Below are 25,490 nucleotides of genomic sequence, written 5' to 3' on the forward strand. Positions count from 1 at the left end.
TCACCCTCCCATCTGCTTGAGCACGGCGGCGAGACTTGCTTGATCGATGTTGGCCAGCGGGAAGTCGGATGGCGTCACGCCGCCGGCGCCCGACTGGCAGTGCTCGACCAGCTCCCTCAGCACGGTCACGTAGCGGGTCGCGAGCCGCTGCACGGTCGCCTCCCGGTGCACATTGGTACTGAAATACCACTCGACCAGCAGGCGTCCGTCCGGCGTCTGCTCGGCTTCGATGTGCAGAAGGTGCGAACGGTTCCCTTGTTCGTTCTCCGTCGGTCCGCACAGGTCAGCGAAGAGTTCTTCGCGAATCAGGCCGACCGCGTCGTCGCCTGCTGCGTCAAACGCTCCAAGGTAGTTGAACAGAACAGGCCGCGCAGGCGCTTCGACAACATTGTCGTCGCGTTCCAGATAGCGGAGGATTCCGTAGCCGACGCCACGGCGCGGCACGGTGCGCAGCTGCTCCTTGACCGTCTTGATCAGCTCACCGTCGTCACCGAAACGCTGGTGACGCAGGCGCACCGGGAAGATCGACGTGAACCACCCGACGGTGCGGGACAGGTCGACTCCGTCGGCGATCGCCTCACGGCCGTGGCTCTCGAGGTCGATCGTGACGTCGCCGGTGCCCGCCCACTCGCCCAGCGTTCTGACCAGCGCGGCCAGCAGCAGGTCGTTGATCTGCGTGCGGTAGGCCTTGTGGGCCTCACCGAGCAACACCTCGGTGGACTTCGCGTCGAGCCAGGTGCGGACGGTGTCGCCCGACGCCTCGGTGTTGGCACCGTGGTCGTCGACGGGCACCGTCATGACCCGCTCGGTCTGCGCGGCCCAGTGGGCGCGTTCGGCTTCCGGGTTGTCGTCGCGCAGCACTTCGGCCCACTGCTGGTACGACGTCGTCTTCGGCCCGAGCAGACCGCCCTGGTAAGCGGTGTCCAGGTCCTCCAGCAGGACGTTCCACGCCACGCCGTCCATGACGAAGTGGTGCGCGGTGAGTCCCAGCCAGGCCGGTTCCGCGCCGCGGTCGAAGTAGAGCGCTGCCACGAGCGGACCGTCCGCCAGGCTCAACGACGTCTGCGCCTCGGTCATGTGGGCGACGACCTCGTCGTCGTCCCGGGCGGTGACGACGCGCAGGACCTGCGTCAGCTCACCGTCGTTGTCCTGCACCCAGGTGTCCCCGTCCTGGCGGAACCTGATGCGCAGGGCGTCGTGATGGGCGATGACGGCGTCGAGCGCCCGCGCGAGCTTCTCCGGGTCGGTGCCGGAGGCCAGTTCGTACACACCGGACCAGTTCCAGTGATCGCGGTCCGGGATGTCCTGCTCGACGAACCAGTGCTGGATCGGGGTGAGCGGGACGGGACCGGTGACGACACCCTGCTCTGCCAGCATGGCGGTCGGGGTGTCCCGCACGACAGGGGCCAGCTCGGCGATGGTCTGGTGTTCGAACACGTCCGCCACGTCGACACCCAGACCGGCGGCACGCGTGCGTGCCACGATCTGCAGACTCAGGATCGAGTCGCCGCCGAGCTCGAAGAAGTTGTCGTGTACGCCAACGCGTTCGAGGCCCAGTACCTGCGACCACACCTCGGCCAGCACGTCCTCGACGGACGTCCGCGGTGCCTCGAAGACCTCGGCCGTCGTCTCCGGCTCGGGGTCGGGCAGGCCCTTGCGGTCGACCTTGCCGTTCGGCGTGAGCGGCACCGACTCCAGCGCCACGAACACCGACGGGACGAGGTAGTCCGGCACGCGCTCGCGCAGCCAGGTCCTCAGTTCCTTCGAGCTGAACTCGCCTTCCGCGACGACGTACGCGACCAGGCGCTTGCCGCCGTGCGGGCCGCCATCCCGTGCCACCACGACGACATCACGCACGTCGGGGTGGTCGCCGATGACGACCTCGACCTCACCGGGCTCAACCCGGTAGCCGCGGATCTTGACCTGCTCGTCGACACGACCCAGGAACTCGATCGTGCCGTCCGCACGCCACCGCGCCCGGTCGCCGGTGCGGTAGAGCCGGCCGCCGGCCGTGCCGAAGAGGTCCGGCACGAACCGTTCCGCGGTCAGGTCGGGCCGGTTCACGTAGCCACGGGCCACACCCGGACCACCGACCAGCAGCTCACCGGGAACGCCGACGGGAGCCGGTCGCAGCGCGTCGTCGACGATGACGGCGCGGGCACCGGCCAGCGGAGTGCCGATGGGCACCACGGCCTGCGGATGATCGTCGCCGACCGGGTGGAAGATCGAGTCGATCGCCGCCTCGGTCACTCCGAAGACGTTGCCCGCCACCGCGTTCGGCGCCACCTCGGCCACGGCGGTGGTGAGCGCGTCGTGCGTCCACATGTCCGTACCCGAGATCACCAGCCGCAGGCTGTCGACGGGGCCGGCCGTCCGGCAGTGCGCCGCCAGGTCGCGCAGCAGCATGCCCGGGACGATCTCGGCGATCGCCACACCGTCACCGGAAAGCGTGCTGTGCAACGACTCCACGGACACGTGTTCGTCGTGCGGCAGGAACACCACCGTCTGCCCGAACGCCAGCGCGCGGGTCATGTCGCCGATCGACACGTCGAAACCGGGGCCCGACATCGACAACACCGCGCCAGGACCGCCCAGTTCGGCGAGTCCGTCACGCCATCCCGCCACGTACGACGAGAGTGCGCCATGGGTCACGGCCACACCCTTCGGCCGCCCGGTCGACCCCGACGTGTAGGCGATGTACGCCAACGCGTCCGAGTCGATCCGCACCGGCGGACCGGCGGCGACCGTGCCGTCCAGCACGAGCACCTCGCCGGCGAACCCGGCGAGCTCGCCCGCGAGGCCTTCGGTGGTGACCGCCGCGACCACACCGGCGTCCGCGAGCAGGAACGCGAGACGTTCCTGCGGCAGGCCGGGGTTGACGGGCACGTACACACCACCGCTGCGCAGCACGCCCTGGAAGGCGATCGCCAGGTCGATCCCGCGCGGCACCAGCACCGCCACCGGGGACTCCGACGTCACACCGGCGCGCTGGAGCCGTGCCGCCAGTCCGGCGGAACGGGCGTCCAGTTCGGCGAACGTCAGGCGCTCGTCGCCGCACTTCGCGGCCACGGCCTCGGTGTGCGCCCAGCCGTGGATCAGCTCGGGCACCGGCAGTTCGGCGATCGGCACCGCCGTCTCACCCTGCGCCACGAGCCGCGCGGCCTGTTCCGGACGCTGCAACGGCAGGTCGGCGACGGCCAGTTCCGGCTCGTGGGCGACGGCGGTGAGGACGACGACGAGCTGGTCGAGAACACGTTCGACGGTGGCGGCGTCGAAGGCCGCCGTGGAGAACTCGGCCTCGATCTTGAGCGTGGCCTCCAGGTCGACCGCGAAGGTGAGCGGGTAGTTGCCCTGCTCCACGGATTCGACCGCGTCCGCCCACTCCTCGCCGCTGTCGGCGGGTGCTTCCTCCTGCGGGTAGTTGCCGAACACCACCATGCTGTCGAACAACCCGCGGCCGTGCGGCACCGCGGACCACCGCTGCACGTCGACCAGCGGCGTGAACTCGAACCGTTGCAGCGCGACCTGGTTGTCCTGCAACTCGTGCAACCAGGCGGAGAACGGCGTCCGGCCGGGGATCTCGGCCCGCACGGGCAGCGTGTTGATGAACAGGCCGACCATCGACTCGACCCCGGCCAGGTCAGCCGGACGACCCGACACGGTCAGGCCGAACACCACGTCGTCCTCACCGGAAGACGCGGACAACACCTTGGCCCACGCCGCCTGCACGACCGTCGACAACGTCACGCGCTCACGTCGCGCCAGCTCGACGAGCCTGGTGGTGACGTTCTCCTCGAGGTGCGTGCGCCGCCGGTCCTGGGCGTAGTGGCTCGCGGCCAGGCGGTCCACCGGCAGTGCGGTGGGCGCCTCGAAACCGTTGAGGTAGGTGCGCCAGAACCCTTCGGTGGCAGCGGGATCGCGCTGACCGAGCCACGCGATGTAGTCGCGGTACGGCCGCACCGGCGGCAACGCCTGCCGCTGGTACGCGACGGACACCTCGTCCATGACGACGGGCAGGCTCCACCCGTCGCACAGTCCTTGGTACAGACCCCAGACGAGCCAGTTCTGCCCGTTGCCCCGGTCGACGAGGTACAGGCGCGTCAACGGCGGCCGGGCCAGGTCGAAGCCGAGCGCACGGTCGTCGGCCAGCAACTCCTGCAGCCGCTCCTGTTGTGCTGCCTCGTCGAGATCCGACCAGTCATGGGTGGTCAGCGGGACGTCGACGCCGGCCAGCACGATCTGCACCGGCTCGCTGACGCCCTCCCACACGAACCCGCTGCGCAACGCGGCATGCCGGGAGATCACCTGACGCCAGGCACCGGCCAGCCGTTCGGCGTCGATCGGGCCGGCCAGGTCGTAGACGCCCTGACCCCAGTAGAGCCCGTCCCCTTCGTCGGGAGCGCCGACGACACCGAACAACATGCCCGACTGCACCGGCGCGAGCCGATGAACGTCCACAAGCGACGGACAGCGTCCGGCGAGCCCGTCAACCTCGTCCTGGGTGAGGGTGGCCAGCGGGAAGTCCGACGGCGTGAACCCACCGACGGCCGAACGGCAGTGCGCGACCAGTTCACGCAATGCCTCGACGTACCGGGCCGCGACCCGTTCGACGGTCGCGGTGTCGTGCACAGCGGCCGAGTGGAACCACTCGATGGACAACCGTCCGTCGGCGGTCTGCTGCACTTCGAGCTGCAACAGGTGCGACCGGGTTCCGCCCTCACCTTCGCTCGGGCCGGCGAGGTCGCCGTCCAGCTCACGACGGATCAGTCCAGCCGAGTCGTCGTTGCCGTCGTACGCGCCGAGGTAGTTGAACAGCACCGGACGATCCGGCACACCGGCCAGTTCGTCCCGCAGCCAGCGCAACACGCCATAGCCCACACCACGACGTGGAACCGCACGGAGCTCTTCCTTGACCGCCTTGATCGCCGACGACGGATCGTCCTGGTTCGTGAGTCGCACCGGGAAGATCGACGTGAACCATCCGACCGTGCGAGACAGGTCCGCGCCTTCACGGCCGTGGCTCTCCAAGTCGATCGTCACGTGATCGCTGCCGGCCCATTCACCCAAAGCCTGCGCCAGAGCGGTCAGCAGCAGGTCGTTGCCCTGCGTGCGGTACGCCTTGTGCGCCTCGCCGAGCAGCGCCGCCGTCGTCTCGGCATCGAGCCACGACTGCACGATCGCCTCGGACGCATCGTTGTTCGGGCCATCAGCGTCAGTCGGAAGGGTGACCACGTCCGCGGTCGCCGCAACCCAGTGGTCACGTTCACCGCTGGGATCGTCCTCCTGCAACTGGAGCGCCCACTGCTGGAACGAGATCGTCTTCGGCGGGAGCGAACCGCCCTGATAAGCAGTTTCCAGATCCTCCAGCAGGACGTTCCACGACACTCCGTCCATCACCAGGTGATGCACGGTCAGACCAAGCCACGCGGGCTGATCACCACGGTCGAAGTAGACAGCGGCGAGAAGCGGACCATCGGCCAGTCGCAACGACTTCTGCGCCGCGGTCATCTCCGCGACCACAGCTCCGTCGGCGACGCGCAGGAACCCGCCGCCGTCGACCGGAGCGTTGAACTGGTCATCCGCGCTGAAGCGGATCCGGAGCGCGTCGTGGTGCGCGACGAGGACGTCGAGCGCCCGGCCCAGCCGTTCAGGATCGGTACCGGGTGCCAGTTCGAACATCCCCGACCAGTTCCAGTGATCGCGGTCAGGAATGTCCTGAGCCAGGAACCACCGCTGAATCGGCGTGAACGGAACAGGCCCGGTCACCACGCCCTGCTCGGCCAACGACTCCGCCGGAGCGTCCCGCACTGCTGACGCCAGCTCCGCCACCGACTGGTGCGCGAACACGTCCGCCACGTCGATGCCGAGTCCGGCGGCACGAGTACGCGCCACGATCTGCAGGCTCAGGATCGAGTCGCCGCCCAGTTCGAAGAAGTTGTCGTGCACGCCGACACGCTCGACGCCCAGCACACCGCTCCACACCGCCGCGAGAGTTTCCTCGGCCGCGGTCCGGGGCGCGACGTACTGCTCGCCGGCCGACTCAGGTTCCGGATCAGGCAGCCCGCGCCGGTCGACCTTGCCGTTCGGCGTCAGCGGCAAGCGATCCAGCGCCACGAACACCGACGGGACCAGATAATCCGGCACCCGCTCCCGCAGCCAGGCACGCAGAACCGAACCGCTGAACTCGCCCTCCGCGACCACGTACGCGACCAGGCGCTTGCCGCCGTGCGGCCCGCCATCACGAGCCACCACAACGACATCACGCACGTCGGGGTGGTCGCCGATGACGACCTCGACCTCACCGGGCTCGACCCGGTAGCCACGGATCTTGACCTGCTCGTCGACACGACCCAGGAACTCGATCGTCCCGTCCGCACGCCACCGCGCCCGGTCACCGGTCCGGTACAACCGGCCACCGGCACCGAACACATCGGGAACGAACCGCTCGGCGGTCAGATCCGGTCGCCCCACATAACCCTGGGCCACACCGGCGCCACCGATCAGCAGCTCACCCGGCACACCCACGGCCGCCGGCCGCAACGCCCCGTCCACCACGATTGCCTGAGCACCGGCCAACGGCGTGCCGATCGGCACGACCGCCGCGGGGTGATCCTCACCCACCGGGTGGAAGATCGAGTCGATGGCCGCCTCGGTCACACCGAACACGTTGCCCGGCACCGCATTCGGCGCCACCTCGGCCACGGCCGTGGTCAACGCGTCATGCGTCCACATGTCCGTACCCGAGATCACCAGCCGCAGACTGCCGACGGGACCAGCCGTCCGGCAGTGCGCCGCCAGGTCGCGCAGGAGCATGCCCGGCACGATCTCGGCGATCGCGACATCGTACGTGCGCAGGGTGTGGTGCAACGACTCGACCGAAACGTGCTCGTCGTGCGGCAGGAAGACCACGGTCTGACCGAACGCCAACGCCCGAGTCATGTCCCCAATGGACACGTCGAACCCAGGACCCGACATCGACAACACCGGGCCCGGGCCACCCAACGCGCGCAGCCCGTCACGCCACCCGGCCACGTACGACGAGAGCGCGCCATGGGTCACCGCCACCCCCTTCGGGCGGCCCGTCGAGCCAGAGGTGTAAGCCACGTAGGCCAACGCGCCGGGGTCAATGCGGACCGGCACCGCGGCGAAGACCGGCGACGCGTCGTCCAGCACCAGCACCTCGCCGGTGAACCCGGCCAGTGCCCCGGTCGTGACGGCGACAACGGCGCCGACGTCGGCCAGCAGGAACGCGACGCGGTCCGCCGGCAGACCAGGGTTGATCGGTACGTAGACACCACCGGCACGCAGCACGCCCTGGAAGGCCACCGCGAGGTCGATCCCACGCGGCACCGCCACTGCGACCGGCGATCCGACTGTCACGCCGGCCCGCTGGAGGCGGGCTGCCAGGGCATCGGCCCGAGCGCCCAGCTCAGCGAACGTGAGCCGTTCGTCGCCGCAGATCACCGCGACCTCGGCAGAGGACCACCCGGCGATCAGATCCGGCACCGGCAGCTCAGCCGCGGGCGGAGTCGTGCTCCCCCACTCGACGATCTCGGCAGCCTGCGCCGGGCGGTGCAACGGAATGTCCTGCACCCGCAGGCCCGGCCGCTGCGCCACGGCGGTCAGCACGACCACCAGCTGGTCGAGGATCCGTTCGATCGTGACCGCGTCGAACGCCGCCGTCGAGAACTCGGCCTCGATCTTGAGCGTGGCCTCCAGGTCGACCGCGAAGGTCAGCGGGTAGTTGCCCTGCTCCACCGACTCGGTGGCCTGCAACCAGTCCTCGCCCAGATCCTCCGGCAGCTCCTCCTGCGGGTAGTTGCCGAACACCACGATGCTGTCGAACAACGCACGGCCGTGCGGCACGGCGGACCACCGCTGCACGTCCACCAACGGCGTGAACTCGAACCGTTGCACCGCGACCTGGTTGTCCCGCAGGTCGTGCAGCCACGACGTGAACGGCACGTCCGCGGGCACGACCGTCCGGACCGGCAGCGTGTTGATGAACAGGCCGACGATCGACTCCACCCCGGCCAGATCGGCCGGACGACCCGACACGGTCAGGCCGAACACCACGTCGTCCTCACCCGAGGTGTCCGCGAGGACCTTGGCCCACGCGGCTTGCACGACGGTCGACAGCGTGACGCGTTCGCGTCGTGCCAGCGCCACCAGTTCGGCGGTCACGCCCTCGTCCAGGTGCGTGCGCCGGCGGTCCTGGGCGTAGTGGCTCGCGGCCAGCCGATCGGCGGGCAGCGGAGTCGGCGCCTCGAACCCGCCCAGGTACTCGCGCCAGAACGCTTCCGGCTCGGCCGGGTCGCGCCCGTCGAGCCACGCGATGAAGTCCCGGTAGGGCCGGGTCGGTTCGAGGGCGCTGCCCTGATAGGCGGCGGACACCTCGTCCATCACGACGGGCAGACTCCACCCGTCGCACAAACCCTGGTACAGACCCCAGATGAGCCAGTTCTGCCCGTCGCCCCTGTCCACGACGTAGAGCCGCATCAACGGCGGCCGGGCCAGGTCGAAGCCGAGCGCACGGTCGTCGGCCAGCAACTCCTCCAGCCGCACCTGTTGTGCGGCCTCATCAAGACCCGACCAGTCACGGGTCGTCAGCGGCACCTCGACATCGCCGAGCACCACCTGAACCGGCTCCGCCACGCCCTCCCACACGAAGCCACTCCGCAGGGACGCGTGCCGGGCGATCACCGCACGCCACGCCGCCGCGAACCGTTCCACGTCGATCGGGCCCGCGAGGTCGTAAACGCTCTGTCCCCAGTAAAGCCCGTCGACAGGTGAACCCACGACACCGAACAACATGCCCGACTGCACCGGCGCCAACCGGTACACATCGGCCAGCGGATAACGCACCGCGAGCCCGTCGACCTCCGGCTGGGTCAGCGACGCCAACGGGAAGTCCGACGGCGTGAAGCCACCGGCGGTCGAACGGCAGTGCTCGGCCAACTGACGCAACGCCTCGACGTACCGGGCCGCGACCCGTTCGACGGTGGCGGTGTCGTGCCGGTTGGTCGAGTGGAACCACTCGATGGACAACCGGCCGTCGGCAGTCTGCTGCACTTCGAGCTGCAACAGATGCGAACGGGTTCCACCCTCACCTTCGCTCGGGCCGGCGAGATCGCCGTCCAGCTCACGACGGATCAAGCCAGTCGAGTCGTCGTTGCCGTCGTACGCGCCGAGGTAGTTGAACAACACCGGACGCTCCGGCACATCAACCAGTTGCAACGCGCCAAAGCCCACACCAAGGCGCGGAACAGCGCGCAACTCCTCCTTGACCGCCTTGATCGCCGCATCAGGTTCGTCGTGACGGCTCAGCCGCACAGGGAAGATCGACGTGAACCAGCCGACCGTGCGCGACAGATCCGCACCCTCACGACCGTGGCTCTCCAGATCGATCGTGACGTGATCGCTGCCGGCCCACTCACCCAAAGCCTGGGCAAGAGCCGCCAGCAGCAGGTCGTTGCCCTGCGTCCGATATGCCTTGTGCGCATCACCGAGCAGAGTCGCCGTCGTCTCGGCATCCAGCCACGACTGCACGATCGCCTCGGACGCATCCGTGTTCGTCCCGTCGCCGTCAGCCGGAAGCGTGACCACGTCCGCGGTCGCCGCAACCCAGTGCTCACGTTCGCCGGCGTTGTCGATGGTCTGGAGCTGTTCGGCCCACGCCTTGAACGACGTCGTCTTCGGCGCCGGCACACCACCCCGGTAGGCGATGTCCAGGTCCTCCAACAGGATGTTCCACGACACCCCGTCCATCACCAGGTGGTGCACCGTCAACCCGAGCCACGCAGGCCGCGAACCACGATCGAAGAACACAGCCGCCACCAGCGGGCCATCAGCCAGTCGCAACGACTTCTGCGCCACGGTCATCTCCGCGACCACGTCATCGTCGCCCTCGACCACACGCAGGAACCCGGTCTCCACCGGCGCGTTGTACTGGCCGTCGGGGGTGAATCGGATGCGCAACGCGTCGTGGTGCGCCAGCACCGCGTCCAACGCCAATGCGAGGCGCCCCGGATCGGTGCCCGGTGCCAGCTCGAACATGCCCGACCAGTTCCAGTGGTCCCGGTCAGGGATGTCCTGCGCCAGGAACCAGCGCTGGATCGGCGTGAACGGAATCGGGCCCGTGACAACACCCTGTTCGGCCAACGACTCCGCCGGGGTGTCGCGCACGGCGAGAGCGAGTTCGGCGATGGTCTGATGGGCGAACACGTCCGCCACGTCCACACCCAGGCCGGCCGCACGAACCCGAGCCACGATCTGCAGGCTCAGAATCGAGTCGCCACCCAGCTCGAAGAAGTTGTCATGCACGCCAACGCGTTCCGCACCGAGCACCTTCGACCAGACCGCGGCCAGGGCTTCCTCAGCCGCGGTCCTGGGCGCGACGTAAGCCTCGCCAGAGGTCTCGGGCTCCGGGTCGGGCAGACCACGTCGATCGACCTTGCCGTTCGGCGTCAGCGGAAGGCGATCCAGCGCGACGAACACCGACGGCACAAGGTAATCCGGCACCCGCTCCCGCAGCCATGCCCGCAGGACCGAACCGCTGAACTCACCCTCAGCCACGACATACGCAACGAGGCGCTTACCGCCGTGCGGCCCGCCATCCCGTGCCACCACAACAACATCACGCACATCAGGGTGATCGCCGATGACTACTTCGACCTCACCCGGCTCGACCCGGTAGCCGCGGATCTTGACCTGCTCGTCGACACGACCCAGGAACTCGATCGTCCCGTCCGCACGCCACCGAGCACGGTCACCGGTGCGGTACAACCGCCCACCGTCCGCATCGGGCACGAACCGCTCCGCCGTCAGATCCGGACGCCCCACATATCCCTGGGCCACACCGGAACCACCGACCAGCAACTCACCCGGCACACCCACCGGAACCGGCCGCAACGACCCGTCCACCACGTACGCCTGAGCACCCGCCAAAGGCCTGCCGATCGGCACCACGGCAGCAGGATGATCCTCACCCACCGGGTGGAAGATCGAGTCAATGGCCGCCTCGGTCACACCGAACACGTTGCCCGGCACCGCGTTCGGCGCCACCTCGGCCACCGCGGTCGTCAACGCGTCATGCGTCCACAGGTCGGTACCGGAGATCACCAGGCGGAGACTTTCCACCGGCCCCGCGGTCCGGGAGTAGGCCGCCAGGTCTCGCAGGAGCATGCCCGGCACGATCTCCGCGACCTCGACGTCGTGGTCGACCAGCGTGCGGTGCAACGACTCCACAGTCACGTGCTCGTCGTGCGGCAAGAACACCACGCGCTGACCGAATGCCAACGCACGCGTCATGTCACCGATCGACACGTCGAAACCGGGCCCCGACATCGACAGCACCGCACCCGGACCGCCCAGATCGGCGAGTCCGGCACGCCACCCCGCCACGTACGACGAGAGCGCGGCATGGGTCACCGCCACGCCCTTGGGGCGGCCCGTCGAGCCCGACGTGTAAGCGATGTACGCCAAGGCATTCGGGTCGACCGGAGCAAGCGGTTCACCAGGCTCTGCAAACACGTCGTCCACCAGCAGCACTTCGCCGGTGAAACCATCCAAGGCCGAAGTCGTGACAGCGGCGACCACACCGGCGTCGGCCAGCAGGAACGCCAGCCGTTCAGCCGGAAGCCCAGGATTGATCGGCACGTACACGCCACCAGAGCGCAACACGCCCTGGAACGCCACCGCCAGCTCGATTCCGCGCGGCACCAGGACCGCCACCGGCGACCCCACCGCCACGCCGGCCCGCTGAAGCCGGGCGGCCAGCGCGTCGGCCCGAGCGCCCAGCCGGTCGAACGTGAGGCTCTCCTCGCCGCACACCACCGCCATGGCATCCGGGGTCGCGTGTGCCCAGCCGTCGACGAGGTCGGGCACCGGCCGTTCGGCCGCCGGTTCCAGCGTCCTCCCCCACGCCACCAACTCCGCCGCCTGCTCGGGCCGCTGCAACGGCACGTCGCCGACCGCGAGTTCCGGCTGTTCCGCGACAACGGTCAGCACGACCACCAGCTGGTCGAGGATCCGTTCAACCGTGACCGCGTCGAACGCCGCCGTCGAGAACTCGGCCTCGATCTTGAGCGTGGCCTCCAGGTCGACCGCGAAGGTGAGCGGGTAGTTGCCCTGCTCCACCGACTCGGTGGCCTGCACCCCGCCCAGGTCCTCCGGCAGTTCCTCCTGGGGGAAGTTGCCGAACACCACGATGCTGTCGAACAACGCCCGGCCGTGCGGCACTGCCGACCACCGCTGAACATCCACCAACGGCGTGTACTCGAACCGTTGCAGCGCAACCTGGTTGTCCCGCAGTGCGGGCAACCACGCGGCGAACGACGTGTCGACAGGCACCGCGGCCCGCACGGGCAGCGTGTTGATGAACAGGCCGACCATCGACTCCACGCCGGCCAGATCGGCCGGACGACCCGACACGGTCAGGCCGAACACCACGTCGTCCTCACCGGACGATGCGGACAACACCTTGGCCCACGCCGCCTGCACGACTGTCGACAACGTCACTCGCTCGCGTCGAGCCAACTCCACCAGCCCGGCCGTGACGCTCTCGCTCAGATGCGTGCGTCGCCGGTCCTGGGCGTAGTGGCTCGCGGCCAGGCGATCGACCGGAAGTGCCGTCGGTGCCTCGAAACCATCGAGGTACGTGCGCCAGAACCCTTCGGTCGCAGCAGTGTCGCGCTGACCGAGCCACGCGATGTAGTCGCGGTACGGACGCACCGGCGGCAACGCCTGCTGCTGGTAGGCCGCCGACACCTCGTCCATGACGACAGGCAGGCTCCACCCGTCGCACAAACCCTGGTACAGGCCCCACACCAGCCAGTTCTGCCCGTTGCCCCGGTCTACGAGGTAAAGCCGGATGAGCGGCGGGTGAGCAAGATCGAACCCGAGCGCGCGGTCGTGGTCCAGGAGTTCCTGGAGCCGAACCTGTTGTGCGGCTTCGTCAAGGTCCGACCAGTCGTGGGCCGTCAACGGCACCTCGACATCGACCGGCACGACCTGCACCGGTTCGCTGACGCCCTCCCACACGAACCCGCTCCGCAGCGGCGCGTGCCGGCCGATCACTTCACGCCACGCCGCCGCCAGCCGCTCGGCGTCGATCGGGCCGGCCAGGTCGTAGACGTTCTGCGCCCAGTAAAGGCCCTCCACGGGAGAACCGACGACACCGAACAACATGCCGGACTGCACCGGCGCCAACCGGTACACGTCCGCCAGCGGATAGCGCTCCGCCAGCAGGTCGACCTCCGGCTGGGCCAGCGCCGCCAACGGGAAGTCCGAAGGCGTGAACCCACCGGCGGTCCGGCAGTGCGCGACCAGTTCGCGCAAGGCCTCGACGTACCGGGCGGCAACCCGTTCGACGGTCGCGGTGTCGTGCACAGCGGCCGAGTGGAACCACTCGATGGACAACCGGCCGTCAGCAGTCTGCTGCACTTCGAGCTGCAACAGGTGCGAGCGCGTTCCGCCCTCACCCTCACTGGGCCCCGCCAGGTCGGCGGGCAGTTCCCGGCGGATCAGCCCCGCCGAGTCGGCGGAGTCGTGCGCACCGAGGTAGTTGAACAACACCGGACGCTCCGGCACATCGGCCAGTTCTCCGTGCAGCCAACGCAATGCGCCATAGCCGACGCCCCGACGCGGAACCGACCGCAGCTCCTCCTTGACGGCCTTGATCGCCGCCGCCGGATCACTCTCGTGCGTGAGCCGCACCGGGAAGATCGACGTGAACCAGCCGACCGTGCGCGACAAGTCCGCGCCTTCACGGCCGTGGCTCTCCAAGTCGATCGTCACGTGGTCACTGCCGGCCCACTCGCCCAAAGCCTGCCCGAGAGCGGTCAGCAGCAGATCATTGCCCTGCGTGCGGTACGCCCGGTGCGCATCACCGAGCAACGCCGCCGTCGTCTCGGCATCCAGCCACGACTGCACGACCGCACCGCACTCCTCGGAGTTCGGCCCATGACCGTCCACCGGGACGACCGTGACATCCGCCGTCGCGGCGGCCCAGTGATCGCGCTCCTCTGCGGCATCGATGGTCTGGAGTTGCTCGGCCCACGCCTTGAACGATGTCGTCTTCGGCGCGAGCGAACCGCCCTGATAAGCGGTGTCGAGGTCCTCCAGCAGAACGTTCCACGACACCCCGTCCATCACCAGGTGATGCACGGTCAGACCAAGCCACGCGGGCTGGTCGCCTCGATCGAAGTAGACAGCGGCGAGTAGCGGACCATCGGCCAGACGCAACGACTTCTGCGCCGCCGTCATCTCCGCGACCACGTCATCCGCAGCAACGACACGAAGAACGTCGGCGACCTCGACGCCGGCGTTGTGCTGGCCGTCGGGGCTAAACCGGATGCGCAGGGCGTCGTGGTGAGCGACAAGAGCATCGAGTGCCCGCCTGAGCCGTTCCGGGTCGGTGCCCGGCGCCAGCTCGAACATGCCGGACCAGTTCCAGTGGTCCCGGTTCGGGATGTCCTGCGCCAGGAACCAGTGCTGGATCGGCGTGAACGGAATCGGCCCGGTGACAACGCCTTGCTCGGCCGACGACTCCACCGGAGCGTCACGCACGGCAAGTGCGAGTTCGGCGATGGTCTGATGCGCGAACACGTCCGCCACGTCCACACCCAGGCCGGCCGCACGAACCCGAGCCACGATCTGCAGACTCAGGATCGAGTCGCCACCCAGCTCGAAGAAGTTGTCCTGCACGCCAACGCGCTCGACACCGAGCACGCCACTCCACACCGCCGCGAGAGTCTCCTCGGCAGCGGTCCGAGGCGCGACGTAGGCCTCACCCGTCATCTCGGGCTCCGGGTCCGGCAGACCGCGACGGTCGACCTTCCCGTTCGGCGTCAGCGGAAGACGATCCAGCGCGACGAACACCGACGGTACGAGGTAGTCCGGCACCCGCTCCCGCAGCCATGCCCGCAGAACCGAACCGCTGAACTCCCCTTCCGCAACGACGTACGCGACAAGGCGCTTACCACCGTGAGGCCCACCTTCACGGGCCACCACAACGACATCACGCACATCGGGGTGGTCGCCGATGACGACCTCGACCTCGCCAGGTTCAACCCGATAGCCACGGATCTTCACCTGCTCGTCGACACGACCCAGGAACTCGATCGTCCCGTCCGCACGCCACCGAGCCCGGTCACCGGTGCGGTAAAGACGCTCACCAGAACCGGTGAACACATCGGGAACGAACCGCTCGGCCGTCAGGTCAGGCCGGCCCACATAACCCTGGGCCACACCCGGACCACCGACCAGCAACTCACCCGGCACCCCTACCGGCGCCGGCCGCAACGACCCGTCCACCACGAAAGCCTGAGCACCCGCCAGCGGAGTACCGATCGGCACCACCGCCGCCGGGTGATCCTCGGTCACGGCGTGGAAGATCGAGTCGATCGCCGCCTCGGTCACACCGAACACGTTGCCCGGCACCGCATTCGGCGCCACCTCGGCCACCGCCGAAGTCAACGCGTCATGCGTCCACAGATCGGTACCCGAGATCACCAACCGCAGACTCTCGACCGGCCCAGCCGTCCGGGAGTAAGCCGCCAGGTCACGCAACAGCATGCCCGGCACGATCTCCGCGACCTCGACGTCGTGGTCGACCAGCGTGCGGTGCAACGACTCCACAGTCACGTGCTCGTCGTGCGGGAGGAACACCACGCGCTGACCGAACGCCAACGCACGCGTCATGTCACCGATCGACACGTCGAACCCAGGACCCGACATCGACAACACGGTTCCTGGACCGCCCAGGGCGCCAAGCCCGTCACGCCAGCCGGCCACGTACGACGAGAGCGCGGCATGGGTCACCGCCACACCCTTGGGACGTCCCGTCGAACCCGAGGTGTAGGCGATGTACGCCAAGGAGTTCGGGTCGACCGGAGCGAGCTCGCCGACCGCGGACACGTCGTCCACCAGCAGCACTTCCCCGGCGAACCCGTCCAGTGCCGACGTCGTGACGGCCGCGACCACACCGGCGTCGGCCAGCAGGAACGCAAGACGCTCAGCGGGAAGCCCCGGGTTGATCGGCACGTACACGCCACCCGAGCGCAGCACGCCCTGGAACGCAACGGCCAGCTCGATCCCGCGCGGCACCAGCACGGCGACCGGCGATCCCACAGTCACACCGGCCCGGCGCAGACGCGTGGCAAGGGAATCGGCACGAGCGTTCAGCTCGGCGAACGTCAGCCGCTCGTCACCGCACACCACAGCGATCTCGGACGAAACCCATCCGGCGATCAGGTCCGGCACCGGGAGTTCGGCGGAGGGTACGGGGGTCGCGCCCCACGCCACCAACTCCGCAGCCTGGCCGGGACGCTGCACCGGCACGTCCCGGACGGCCAGCTCCGGCTGCTCCGCCACCGCGGTCAGCACGACAGCGAGCTGGTCGAGGATCCGTTCGATCGTGATGGCGTCGAACGCGGCAGTCGAGAACTCCGCCTCGACGCGCAGCGTGCGCTCCAGGTCGACGGCGAAGGTGAGCGGGTAGTTGCCCTGCTCCACCGAGTCGGCGGCCTGCACCCCGCCGAGATCCTCCGGCAGTTCCTCCTGCGGGTAGTTGCCGAACACCACGATGGAGTCGAACAACGCACGACCGTGCGGCACTGCAGACCACCGCTGCACGTCCACCAACGGCGTGTACTCGAACCGTTGCAGGGCAACCTGGTTGTCCTGCAGCTCGGGCAGCCACGCGGCGAACGTCGTGTCCGCCGGCACCACGGCCCGGACCGGCAGCGTGTTGATGAACAGGCCGACCATCGACTCGACGCCCGCCAGGTCAGCAGGACGGCCGGAGACGGTCAGGCCGAAGATCACGTCGTCGTCACCCGAGTACGTCGACAGCAGCAGTGCCCACGCCGCCTGGACGACCGTCGACAACGTCACGCGCTCGCGACGGGCCAGCTCGACCAGCTTGCCCGTGACGGTCTCGTCGAGGCGCAGGCGACGCCGGTCCTGGTCGTAGTGGCTCGCGGCCAGCCGATCGACCGGAAGTGCCGTCGGTGCCTCGAAACCGCTCAGGTGCGTGCGCCAGAACCCTTCGGACTCGGCCGGGTCACGCCGGCCCAGCCACCCGATGAAGTCCCGGTAGGACCGCACCGGCTCCAGCGTCCGGCCCTGGTAGAGGGCGGACACCTCGTCCATGACGACAGGCAGACTCCACCCGTCGCACAAGCCCTGGTACAGGCCCCACACCAGCCACAACCGGCCGTCGCCGCGGTCCACCAGGTACAGGCGGGTCAACGGCGGCGCGGCGAGGTCGAAGCCCAGCGCGCGATCCTCGTCCAGCAGCGCCCGCAACTGCGCCTGCTGCTCGACGTCGTCGAGACGAGACCAGTCCCGCCGCTCGAGCGGAACGCCGACATCGGCCAGCACGACCTGCACCGGTTCGCTGACGCCCTCCCACACGAACCCGCTGCGCAACGCGGCATGCCGGGTGATCACCTGACGCCACGCATCAGCCAGCCGGTCGGCGTCCAGCGGACCGGTCAGGTCGTAGACCCCCTGGCCCCAGTAGAGGCCGTCGACGGGAGAACCCGCGACACCGAACAACATGCCCGACTGCACCGGCGCCAGCCGATGCACGTCCACCAGCGGATAACGCTCGGCGAGCCGGTCGACCTCGGGCTGGGTCAGCGACGCCAGCGGGAAGTCCGACGGCGTGAACCCACTGGCGGACCGGCAGTGTGCCACCAGCTGACGCAACGCCTCGACGTAGCGCGCGGCGACACGTTCCACGGTGGCCATGTCGTGCAGGTTGTGGCTGAAGTGCCAGTCGACCTGCAGGCGTCCGTCCGCGTCCTGCTCCGCCTCGATCTGCAGGACGTGCGAACGCGTCCCGCCCTGTCCCTCGCTCGGACCGGCCAGCTCGGCGGGCAGCTCCCGGCGGACCAGCCCCAGCGAGTCGACGGCGTCGAACGCACCCAGGTAGTTGAACAACACCGGACGCTCCGGCACATCGGCCAGATCACCCTGCAGCCAGCGCAACGCGCCGTAGCCGACACCGCGGCGCGGCACGGCCCGCAGCTCCTCCTTGACGGCCTTGATCGCCGCCGCCGGATCGCTCTCGTGCGTGAGCCGCACCGGGAAGATCGACGTGAAGTACCCGACGGTGCGCGACAGGTCCACCCCGTCCGCCACCGCCTCGCGGCCGTGGCTCTCCAGGTCCACCGTCACGTGGCCACTACCAGCCCACTCGCCCAAAGCCTGGGCGAGCGCGGTCAGCAGCAGGTCGTTGGCCTGGGTCCGGTAGGCGCGGTGGGCGTCACCCAGCAACGCGGCGGTCGTGGCGGCGTCCAGCCACGACCGAACGACACCCGCCGAGGTCTCGGTGTTGGGACCCTCCTGGTCCTGCGGCAGTTCCACGACGTCGGCGGTCTGCGCCAGCCAGGTCTCCCGCTCGCCCTGAGCGTCCAGGTCCTGCAGCACCTCGGCCCACTGCTGGAACGACGTCGTCTTCGGCCCGAGCTCCCGGCCCGCGTAGACCGCGTCGAGGTCCTCCAGCAACACGTTCCACGACACGCCGTCCATCACCAGGTGATGCACGGTCAAACCAAGCCACGCAGGCTGATCACCACGGTCGAAGAACACGGCGGCCACCAGCGGGCCATCGGCCAGACGCAACGACGTCTGCGCGGCGGTCATCTCCGCGACCACGGCCTCGTCGCCCTCGACCACCCGCAGCAACCCGCTGCCGTCGACCGGCGCCTGGTACTGGCGTTCCGGCGTGAAACGGATGCGCAGCGCGTCGTGGTGAGAGACCAGGACGTCGAGTGCCCGCCCCAGCCGTTCCGGGTCGGTGCCCGGCGCCAGCTCGAACATGCCCGACCAGTTCCAGTGGTCCCGGTTCGGGATGTCCTGCGCCAGGAACCAGTGCTGGATCGGCGTCAGCGGCACAGCTCCGGTGACCACGCCCTGCTCGGCCAGGGTCACCGCCGGCGTGTCACGCACGACGGCGGCCAGTGCGGCGACCGTCTGGTGTGCGAACACGTCCGCCACGTCCACACCAAGACCAGCGGCACGAGTACGCGCCACGATCTGCAGGCTCAGGATCGAGTCGCCACCCAGCTCGAAGAAGTTGTCATACACGCCAACACGTTCGACACCGAGCACACCGCTCCACACCGCCGCGAGAGTCTCCTCGGCCGCGGTCCGAGGCGCGACGTAGGCCTCACCCGTCATCTCGGGCTCGGGATCGGGCAGACCGCGACGGTCCACCTTCCCGTTCGGCGTCAGCGGCAACCGGTCCAACGCCACGAACACGGACGGCACAAGGTAATCCGGCACGCGCTCGCGCAACCACGTCCGCAGAGCCGAACCACTGAATTCGCCCTCTGCAACCACATACGCGACCAGGCGCTTGCCGCCGTGAGGCCCACCATCTCGTGCCACCACAACGACATCACGCACAGCCGGGTGGTCACCGATGACGACCTCGACCTCACCAGGCTCGACCCGGTAACCACGGATCTTCACCTGCTCGTCGACACGACCCAAGAACTCGATCGTCCCGTCCGCACGCCACCGAGCCCGGTCACCAGTGCGGTAAAGACGCTCGCCAGAACCGGTGAACACGTCCGGCACGAACCGCGCCGAGGTCAGGTCGGGACGTCCCAGGTAGCCACGCGCCACACCGGCGCCACCGACCAGCAGTTCACCGGGAACACCAACAGGAACAGGCCGCAGCGCGGAGTCGACGACGACCGCGCGGGCACCGGCCAGCGGAGTGCCGATGGGCACCACGGCTGCCGGATGGTCTTCCGTCACGGCGTGGAAGATCGAGTCGATCGCCGCCTCGGTCACACCGAAAACGTTGCCCGGCACCGCATTCGGCGCCACTTCGCGCACAGCGGCGGTCAACGCGTCATGCGTCCACATGTCCGTACCGGAGATCACCAGGCGCAACGACTCGACCGGCCCGGCAACCCGGCAGTGTGCCGCCAGATCCCGCAGGAGCATGCCGGGGACGATCTCGGCGACCTCGATCCGGTGCTCCACCAACGTCACGTGCAGCGCCTCCACCGACACGTGCTCGTCGTGCGGCAGGAACACCACGGTCTGGCCGAACGCCAAAGCCCGAGTCATGTCACCGATCGACACGTCGAACCCAGGCCCGGACATCGACAGCACGGGGCCAGGTCCGCCCAGCGCGGCCAGCCCGTCACGCCAACCGGCCACATAGGACGAGAGCGCGGCATGCGTGACCGCGACACCCTTGGGCCGTCCCGTGGAGCCCGACGTGTAAGCGATGTACGCCAAGGAATTCAGGTCGACCGGGGCAAGCTCGCCGACTGTGGACACGTCGTCCACCAGCAGCACTTCCCCGGCGAACCCATCCAGCTCACCCGCCAGCGCCGCGGTCGTGACCGCCACGTCCGCACCGGCATCGGCCAGCAGGAACGCGAGACGTTCGGCGGGAAGCCCAGGGTTGATCGGCAAATACACGCCACCGGAGCGCAGCACGCCCTGGAACGCCACGGCCAGCTCAAGACCACGCGGCACCAGCACGGCGACCGGCGACTCCACCGTCACACCGGCCTGCTGGAGCCGGACGGCGAGGCCATCGGCGCGAGCACCCAGCTCGGCGAACGTGAGCTGCTCATCGCCGCACACCACGGCAACGGCGTCGGTGTCCGCCCAGCTGTGGATCAACTCGGGCACGGACGGCTCGGCCTCCGGCACAGGGGTCTCGCCCCACGCCACCAGTTCCGCGGCCTGCTCCGGCCGCTGCAACGGCACGTCCGCGACGACCAGCGAAGGCCGTTCCGCGACGGCGGTGAGCACGACCACCAGCTGGTCGAGGACGCGTTCGACCGTCACGGCGTCGAACGCGGCCGTGGAGAACTCGGCCTCGATGCGCAGCGAGCGTTCCAGGTCGACCGCGAAGGTCAGCGGGTAGTTGCCCTGCTCCACCGAGTCGACGGAGGCGTACCCGTCCGGGATCTCGGCGAGGTCGTCCGGCAGTTCCCGGTGGGGGTAGTTGCCGAACACCACGATGGAGTCGAACAGCGCGCGGCCGCCGGGAACAGCCGACCAGCGCTGCACGTCCACCAACGGCGTGTACTCGAACCGTTGCACCGCGACCTGGTTGTCCTGCAACTCGCGCAGCCACGACGTGAACGGCACGTCCGCGGGCACGACGGCCCGCACCGGCAGCGTGTTGATGAACAGGCCGACGATCGACTCGACGCCGGCCAGATCAGCCGGCCGGCCGGACACGGTGAGCCCGAACAGCACGTCATCCTCACCGGACGACGCGGACAGGACCTTGGCCCACGCCGCCTGCACCACCGTCGACAGCGTCACGCGCTCCTTGCGCGCCAGCTCCACCAGCTTCGTGGTGACGCGCTCGTCCAGCATCGTCTTGCGGCGGTCCTGCGCGTAGTGGCTGGCCGCCAGCCGATCCACCGGCAACGGCGTGGGCGCCTCGAACCCGTCCAGCGTCCTGCGCCAGAACGACTCCGACTCGTCCGGATCACGCCCGTCCAGCCACGAGATGAACTCGCGGTACGACCGCACCGGAGCCAGCGGCGAGCCGTCGTAGGCGGCGAGCACCTCGTCCATGACGACGGGCAGGCTCCACCCGTCGCACAGACCCTGGTACAGGCCCCACACCAGCCACAACCGGCCCTCGCCGCGATCCACCAGGTACAGGCGCATCAACGGCGGCGCCGCCAGGTCGAAGCCCAGCGCACGGTCCTCGGCCAGCAGTTCGCGCAGCCGCACCTGCTGGGCGTCCCAGTCGAGACCCGACCAGTCGTGCACCTGAAGCGGAACGTCCACATCGGACAGTACGACCTGCACCGGTTCGCTGACGCCCTCCCAGACGAACCCGCTGCGCAACGCGGCATGCCGGGAGATCACCGCACGCCAGGCACCGGCCAGCCGGTCGGCGTCGATCGGACCGGCCAGGTCGTAGACGCTCTGCCCCCAGTAAAGGCCGTCGACAGGAGAACCCACGACACCGAACAACATGCCCGACTGCACCGGCGCCAGCCGGTAGACGTCCGCCACCGGATAACGCGCAGCAAGCCCGTCGAACTCGTCCTGCGTCAACGACGCCAACGGGAAGTCCGACGGCGTGAAGCCCGTGACCCCTGTCCGGCAGTGCGCCACCAGTGCGCGCAACGCCTCGACGTAGTGGGCGGCGACCCGTTCCACGGTCTCGGAGAGGTGCAGGTTGGTGCTGTGCAGCCAGTCGATCCGCAGCCGCCCGTCCTCCGCGCGGACCACTTCGAGCTGCAACGGGTAGGCCCGCGTCCCGCCAGGTCCCTCCATCGGGCCGGCCAGCTCGGCGGCGAGTTCGCGGCGGATCAGCCCGGCCGAGTCCACGGCGTCGAACGCACCGAGGTAGTTGAACAGCACCGGCCGGTCCGGCGCACCGGCCAGCTCGCCCTGTGCCCATCGCAGCACGCCGTAGCCGACACCGCGGCGCGGCACCGCCCGCAGCTGCTCCTTGACGGCCTTCACCGTCGCGCCGACGCCCTCGTACCGGCTCAGCCGCACGGGGAAGATCGACGTGAACCACCCGACGGTGCGCGACAAGTCCAGGCCCTCACGGCCGTGGCTCTCCAGGTCGACCGTGACGTGGTCGGTGCCCGCCCACTCCCCCAGGACGTTCGCCAGTGCGGCGAGCAGCAGGTCGTTGGCCTGCGTCCGATAAGCCTTGTGTGCCTCGCCGAACAGCGCAGCGGTCGTGTCCGCGTCCAGCCAGGTGCGCACCACGGCGCCGGACGCCTCGGTGTTCGGGCCGTCGCCGTCCACGGGGAGCGCGACCACATCCGACGTCGCCGCCGCCCAGTGCTCCCGCTCGCCGCCGGCCTCCAGCTCCAGCAGGTGCTCGGCCCACTGCTGGAACGACGTCGTCTTGGGCCCCAACGCCTCCGAGCGGTACGCGGTGTCGAGGTCCTCCAGCAGCACGTTCCACGAGACGCCGTCCATCACCAGGTGATGCACGGTCAAACCAAGCCACGCAGGCTGATCACCGCGATCGAAGAACACCGCGGCCACCAGCGGGCCATCGGCCAGACGCAACGACGTCTGCGCGGCGGTCATCTCCGCGACCACGGCCTCGTCGCCCTCGACGACGCGCAGGAACCCACCGGTCCCGACCGGCGCGTTGTGCTGGCCGTCCGGACCGAACCGGATCCGCAGTGCGTCGTGGTGCGCGACGAGGACGTCGAGCGCCTGACCCAGCCGGACCGGGTCAGTGCCGGGAGCCAGTTCGAACACACCCGACCAGTTCCAGTGGTCCCGGTTCGGAATGTCCTGCGCCAGGAACCACCGCTGGATCGGCGTCAACGGCACGGGTCCGGTGACGACTCCCTGCTCCGCCAGCGAGACCGCAGGTGCTTCCCGCACCGCGAGCGCGAGCTCGGCAACGGTCTGGTGGGCGAACACGTCCGCCACGTCCACACCCAGACCGGCGGCACGAGTACGCGCCACGATCTGCAGGCTCAGGATCGAGTCGCCGCCCAGCTCGAAGAAGTTGTCATGCATGCCAACACGTTCAACGCCGAGCACGCCACTCCACACCGCCGCGAGAGTTTCCTCCGCAGCGGTCCGGGGCGCGACATAGGTCTCGGCGACCGCCTCCAGCTCCGGCTCGGGCAGACCGCGCCGGTCCACCTTCCCGTTCGGCGTCAGCGGCAACCTGTCCAGCGCCACGAACACGGACGGCACAAGGTAGTCCGGCACCCGCTCGCGCAACCACGCCCGCAGCACCGAGCTGCTGAACTCGCCCTCCGCAACCACGTACGCGACAAGGCGCTTGCCACCGTGGGGGCCACCATCTCGCGCCACCACAACAACATCACGCACATCAGGGTGATCGCCGATGACGACCTCGACCTCACCGGGCTCAACCCGGTAGCCACGAATCTTCACCTGCTCATCGACACGACCCAGGAACTCGATCGTGCCATCCGCACGCCACCGCGCCCGGTCGCCGGTCCGGTACAACCGCCCGCCGGACCCACCGAACACATCGGGAACGAACCGCTCCGAGGTCAGGTCAGGCCGGCCCACATACCCCTGGGCCACACCGGAACCACCGACCAGCAACTCACCAGGAACACCCACCGGCGCCGGCCGCATCCTGCTGTCCACCACGACGGCACGGGCACCGGCCAGCGGCGTACCGATCGGCACGACCGCGGCAGGATGGTCCTCGCCGACCGGGTGGAAGATCGAGTCGATGGCCGCCTCGGTCACACCGAACACGTTGCCCGGCACCGCATTCGGCGCCACCTCGGCCACGGCGGTGGTCAACGCGTCATGCGTCCACATGTCCGTACCGGAGATCACCAGGCGCAACGACTTGACCGGCCCGGCCTCCCGGCAGTGCGCCGCCAGGTCGCGCAACAGCATGCCCGGCACGATCTCCGCGACCTCGACCTCGTGATCCACCAAGGTCTCGCGCAGCGACTCCACCGTCACGTGCTCGTCGTGCGGCAGGAACACCACCGTGCGGCCAAAAGCCAACGCACGTGTCATGTCGCCGATGGACACGTCGAACCCGGGGCCCGACATGGACAGCACCGTGCCAGGACCGCCCAGATCGGCGAGCCCTTCCCGCCATCCCGCCACGTAGGACGACAAGGCGCCGTGGGACACCGCCACGCCCTTGGGCCGTCCGGTCGATCCTGACGTGTAAGCCACGTACGCCAACGCATCGGGATCGATGCGCACCGGCAGGGCGCCGAATCCCGGAGAGTCCTCGTCCAGCACCAGCACCTCGGCGAGCCCGGCCACCTCACCGGCCAGCGCCGGAGTCGTGACCGCGACCGTCGCACCGGCGTCGGCCAGCAGGAACGCCAGCCGTTCCGCGGGAAGCCCCGGGTTGACCGGCACGTAGACGCCACCGGAGCGCAGCACGCCCTGGAAGGCGACGGCGAGATCGATCCCGCGCGGCACCAGCACCGCGACCCGCGACCCCACCACCACTCCGGCGCGCTGCAGCCGACCGGCCAGCGCGTCGGCCCGGAAACCCAGCTCGGCGAACGTCAGGCTCTCCGCACCGCAGACCACCGCGACCTCGGGCGAGATCCGCGCCCAGTCGTCGATCAGGTCCGGCACCGGCCGCTCGACGGCGGGCTCGGGGGTCTCGCCCCACGCCACCAACGCCGCCGCCTGCTCCGGCCGCTGCAAGGGCACGTCCTGCACGGCCAGGTCCGGCCGTTCGGTCACCGCCGTCAGCACGACTGTGAGCTGGTCGAGGATCCGTTCGACCGTCACCGCGTCGAACGCGGCGGTGGAGAACTCGGCCTCGATCTTGAGCTCGGCCTCCACATCCACGGCGAAGGTCAGCGGGTAGTTGCCCTGCTCCACCGAGTCGAGCAACGGCGACAGCTCGAAGTCGGCGACACGGCTCTGGCCGCCGGGGTAGTTGCGCAGCACCACGATGCTGTCGAACAACGCGCGGCCACCGGGCACGGACGACCAGCGCTGCGCGTCGACCAGCGGCGTGTACTCGAACCGCT

Annotated in this window: 1 protein-coding gene (only partly in view); it reads right to left on the bottom strand. The window is 69.3% G+C overall.

Translation table 11 applies throughout. From position 1 onward, the window contains the following. Window positions 1-25,490, bottom strand: partial view of a non-ribosomal peptide synthase/polyketide synthase gene (locus IG04_RS42330; protein WP_036014069.1) — the 3' portion only. It continues 5,383 nt past the right edge of the window; only the last 25,490 of its 30,873 coding nucleotides appear in the window; its start codon lies off the right edge, out of view; the stop codon is at window positions 1-3.

It is taken from the genome of Lentzea albidocapillata (assembly GCF_000719115.1).
Lineage (GTDB): Bacteria > Actinomycetota > Actinomycetes > Mycobacteriales > Pseudonocardiaceae > Lentzea > Lentzea albidocapillata.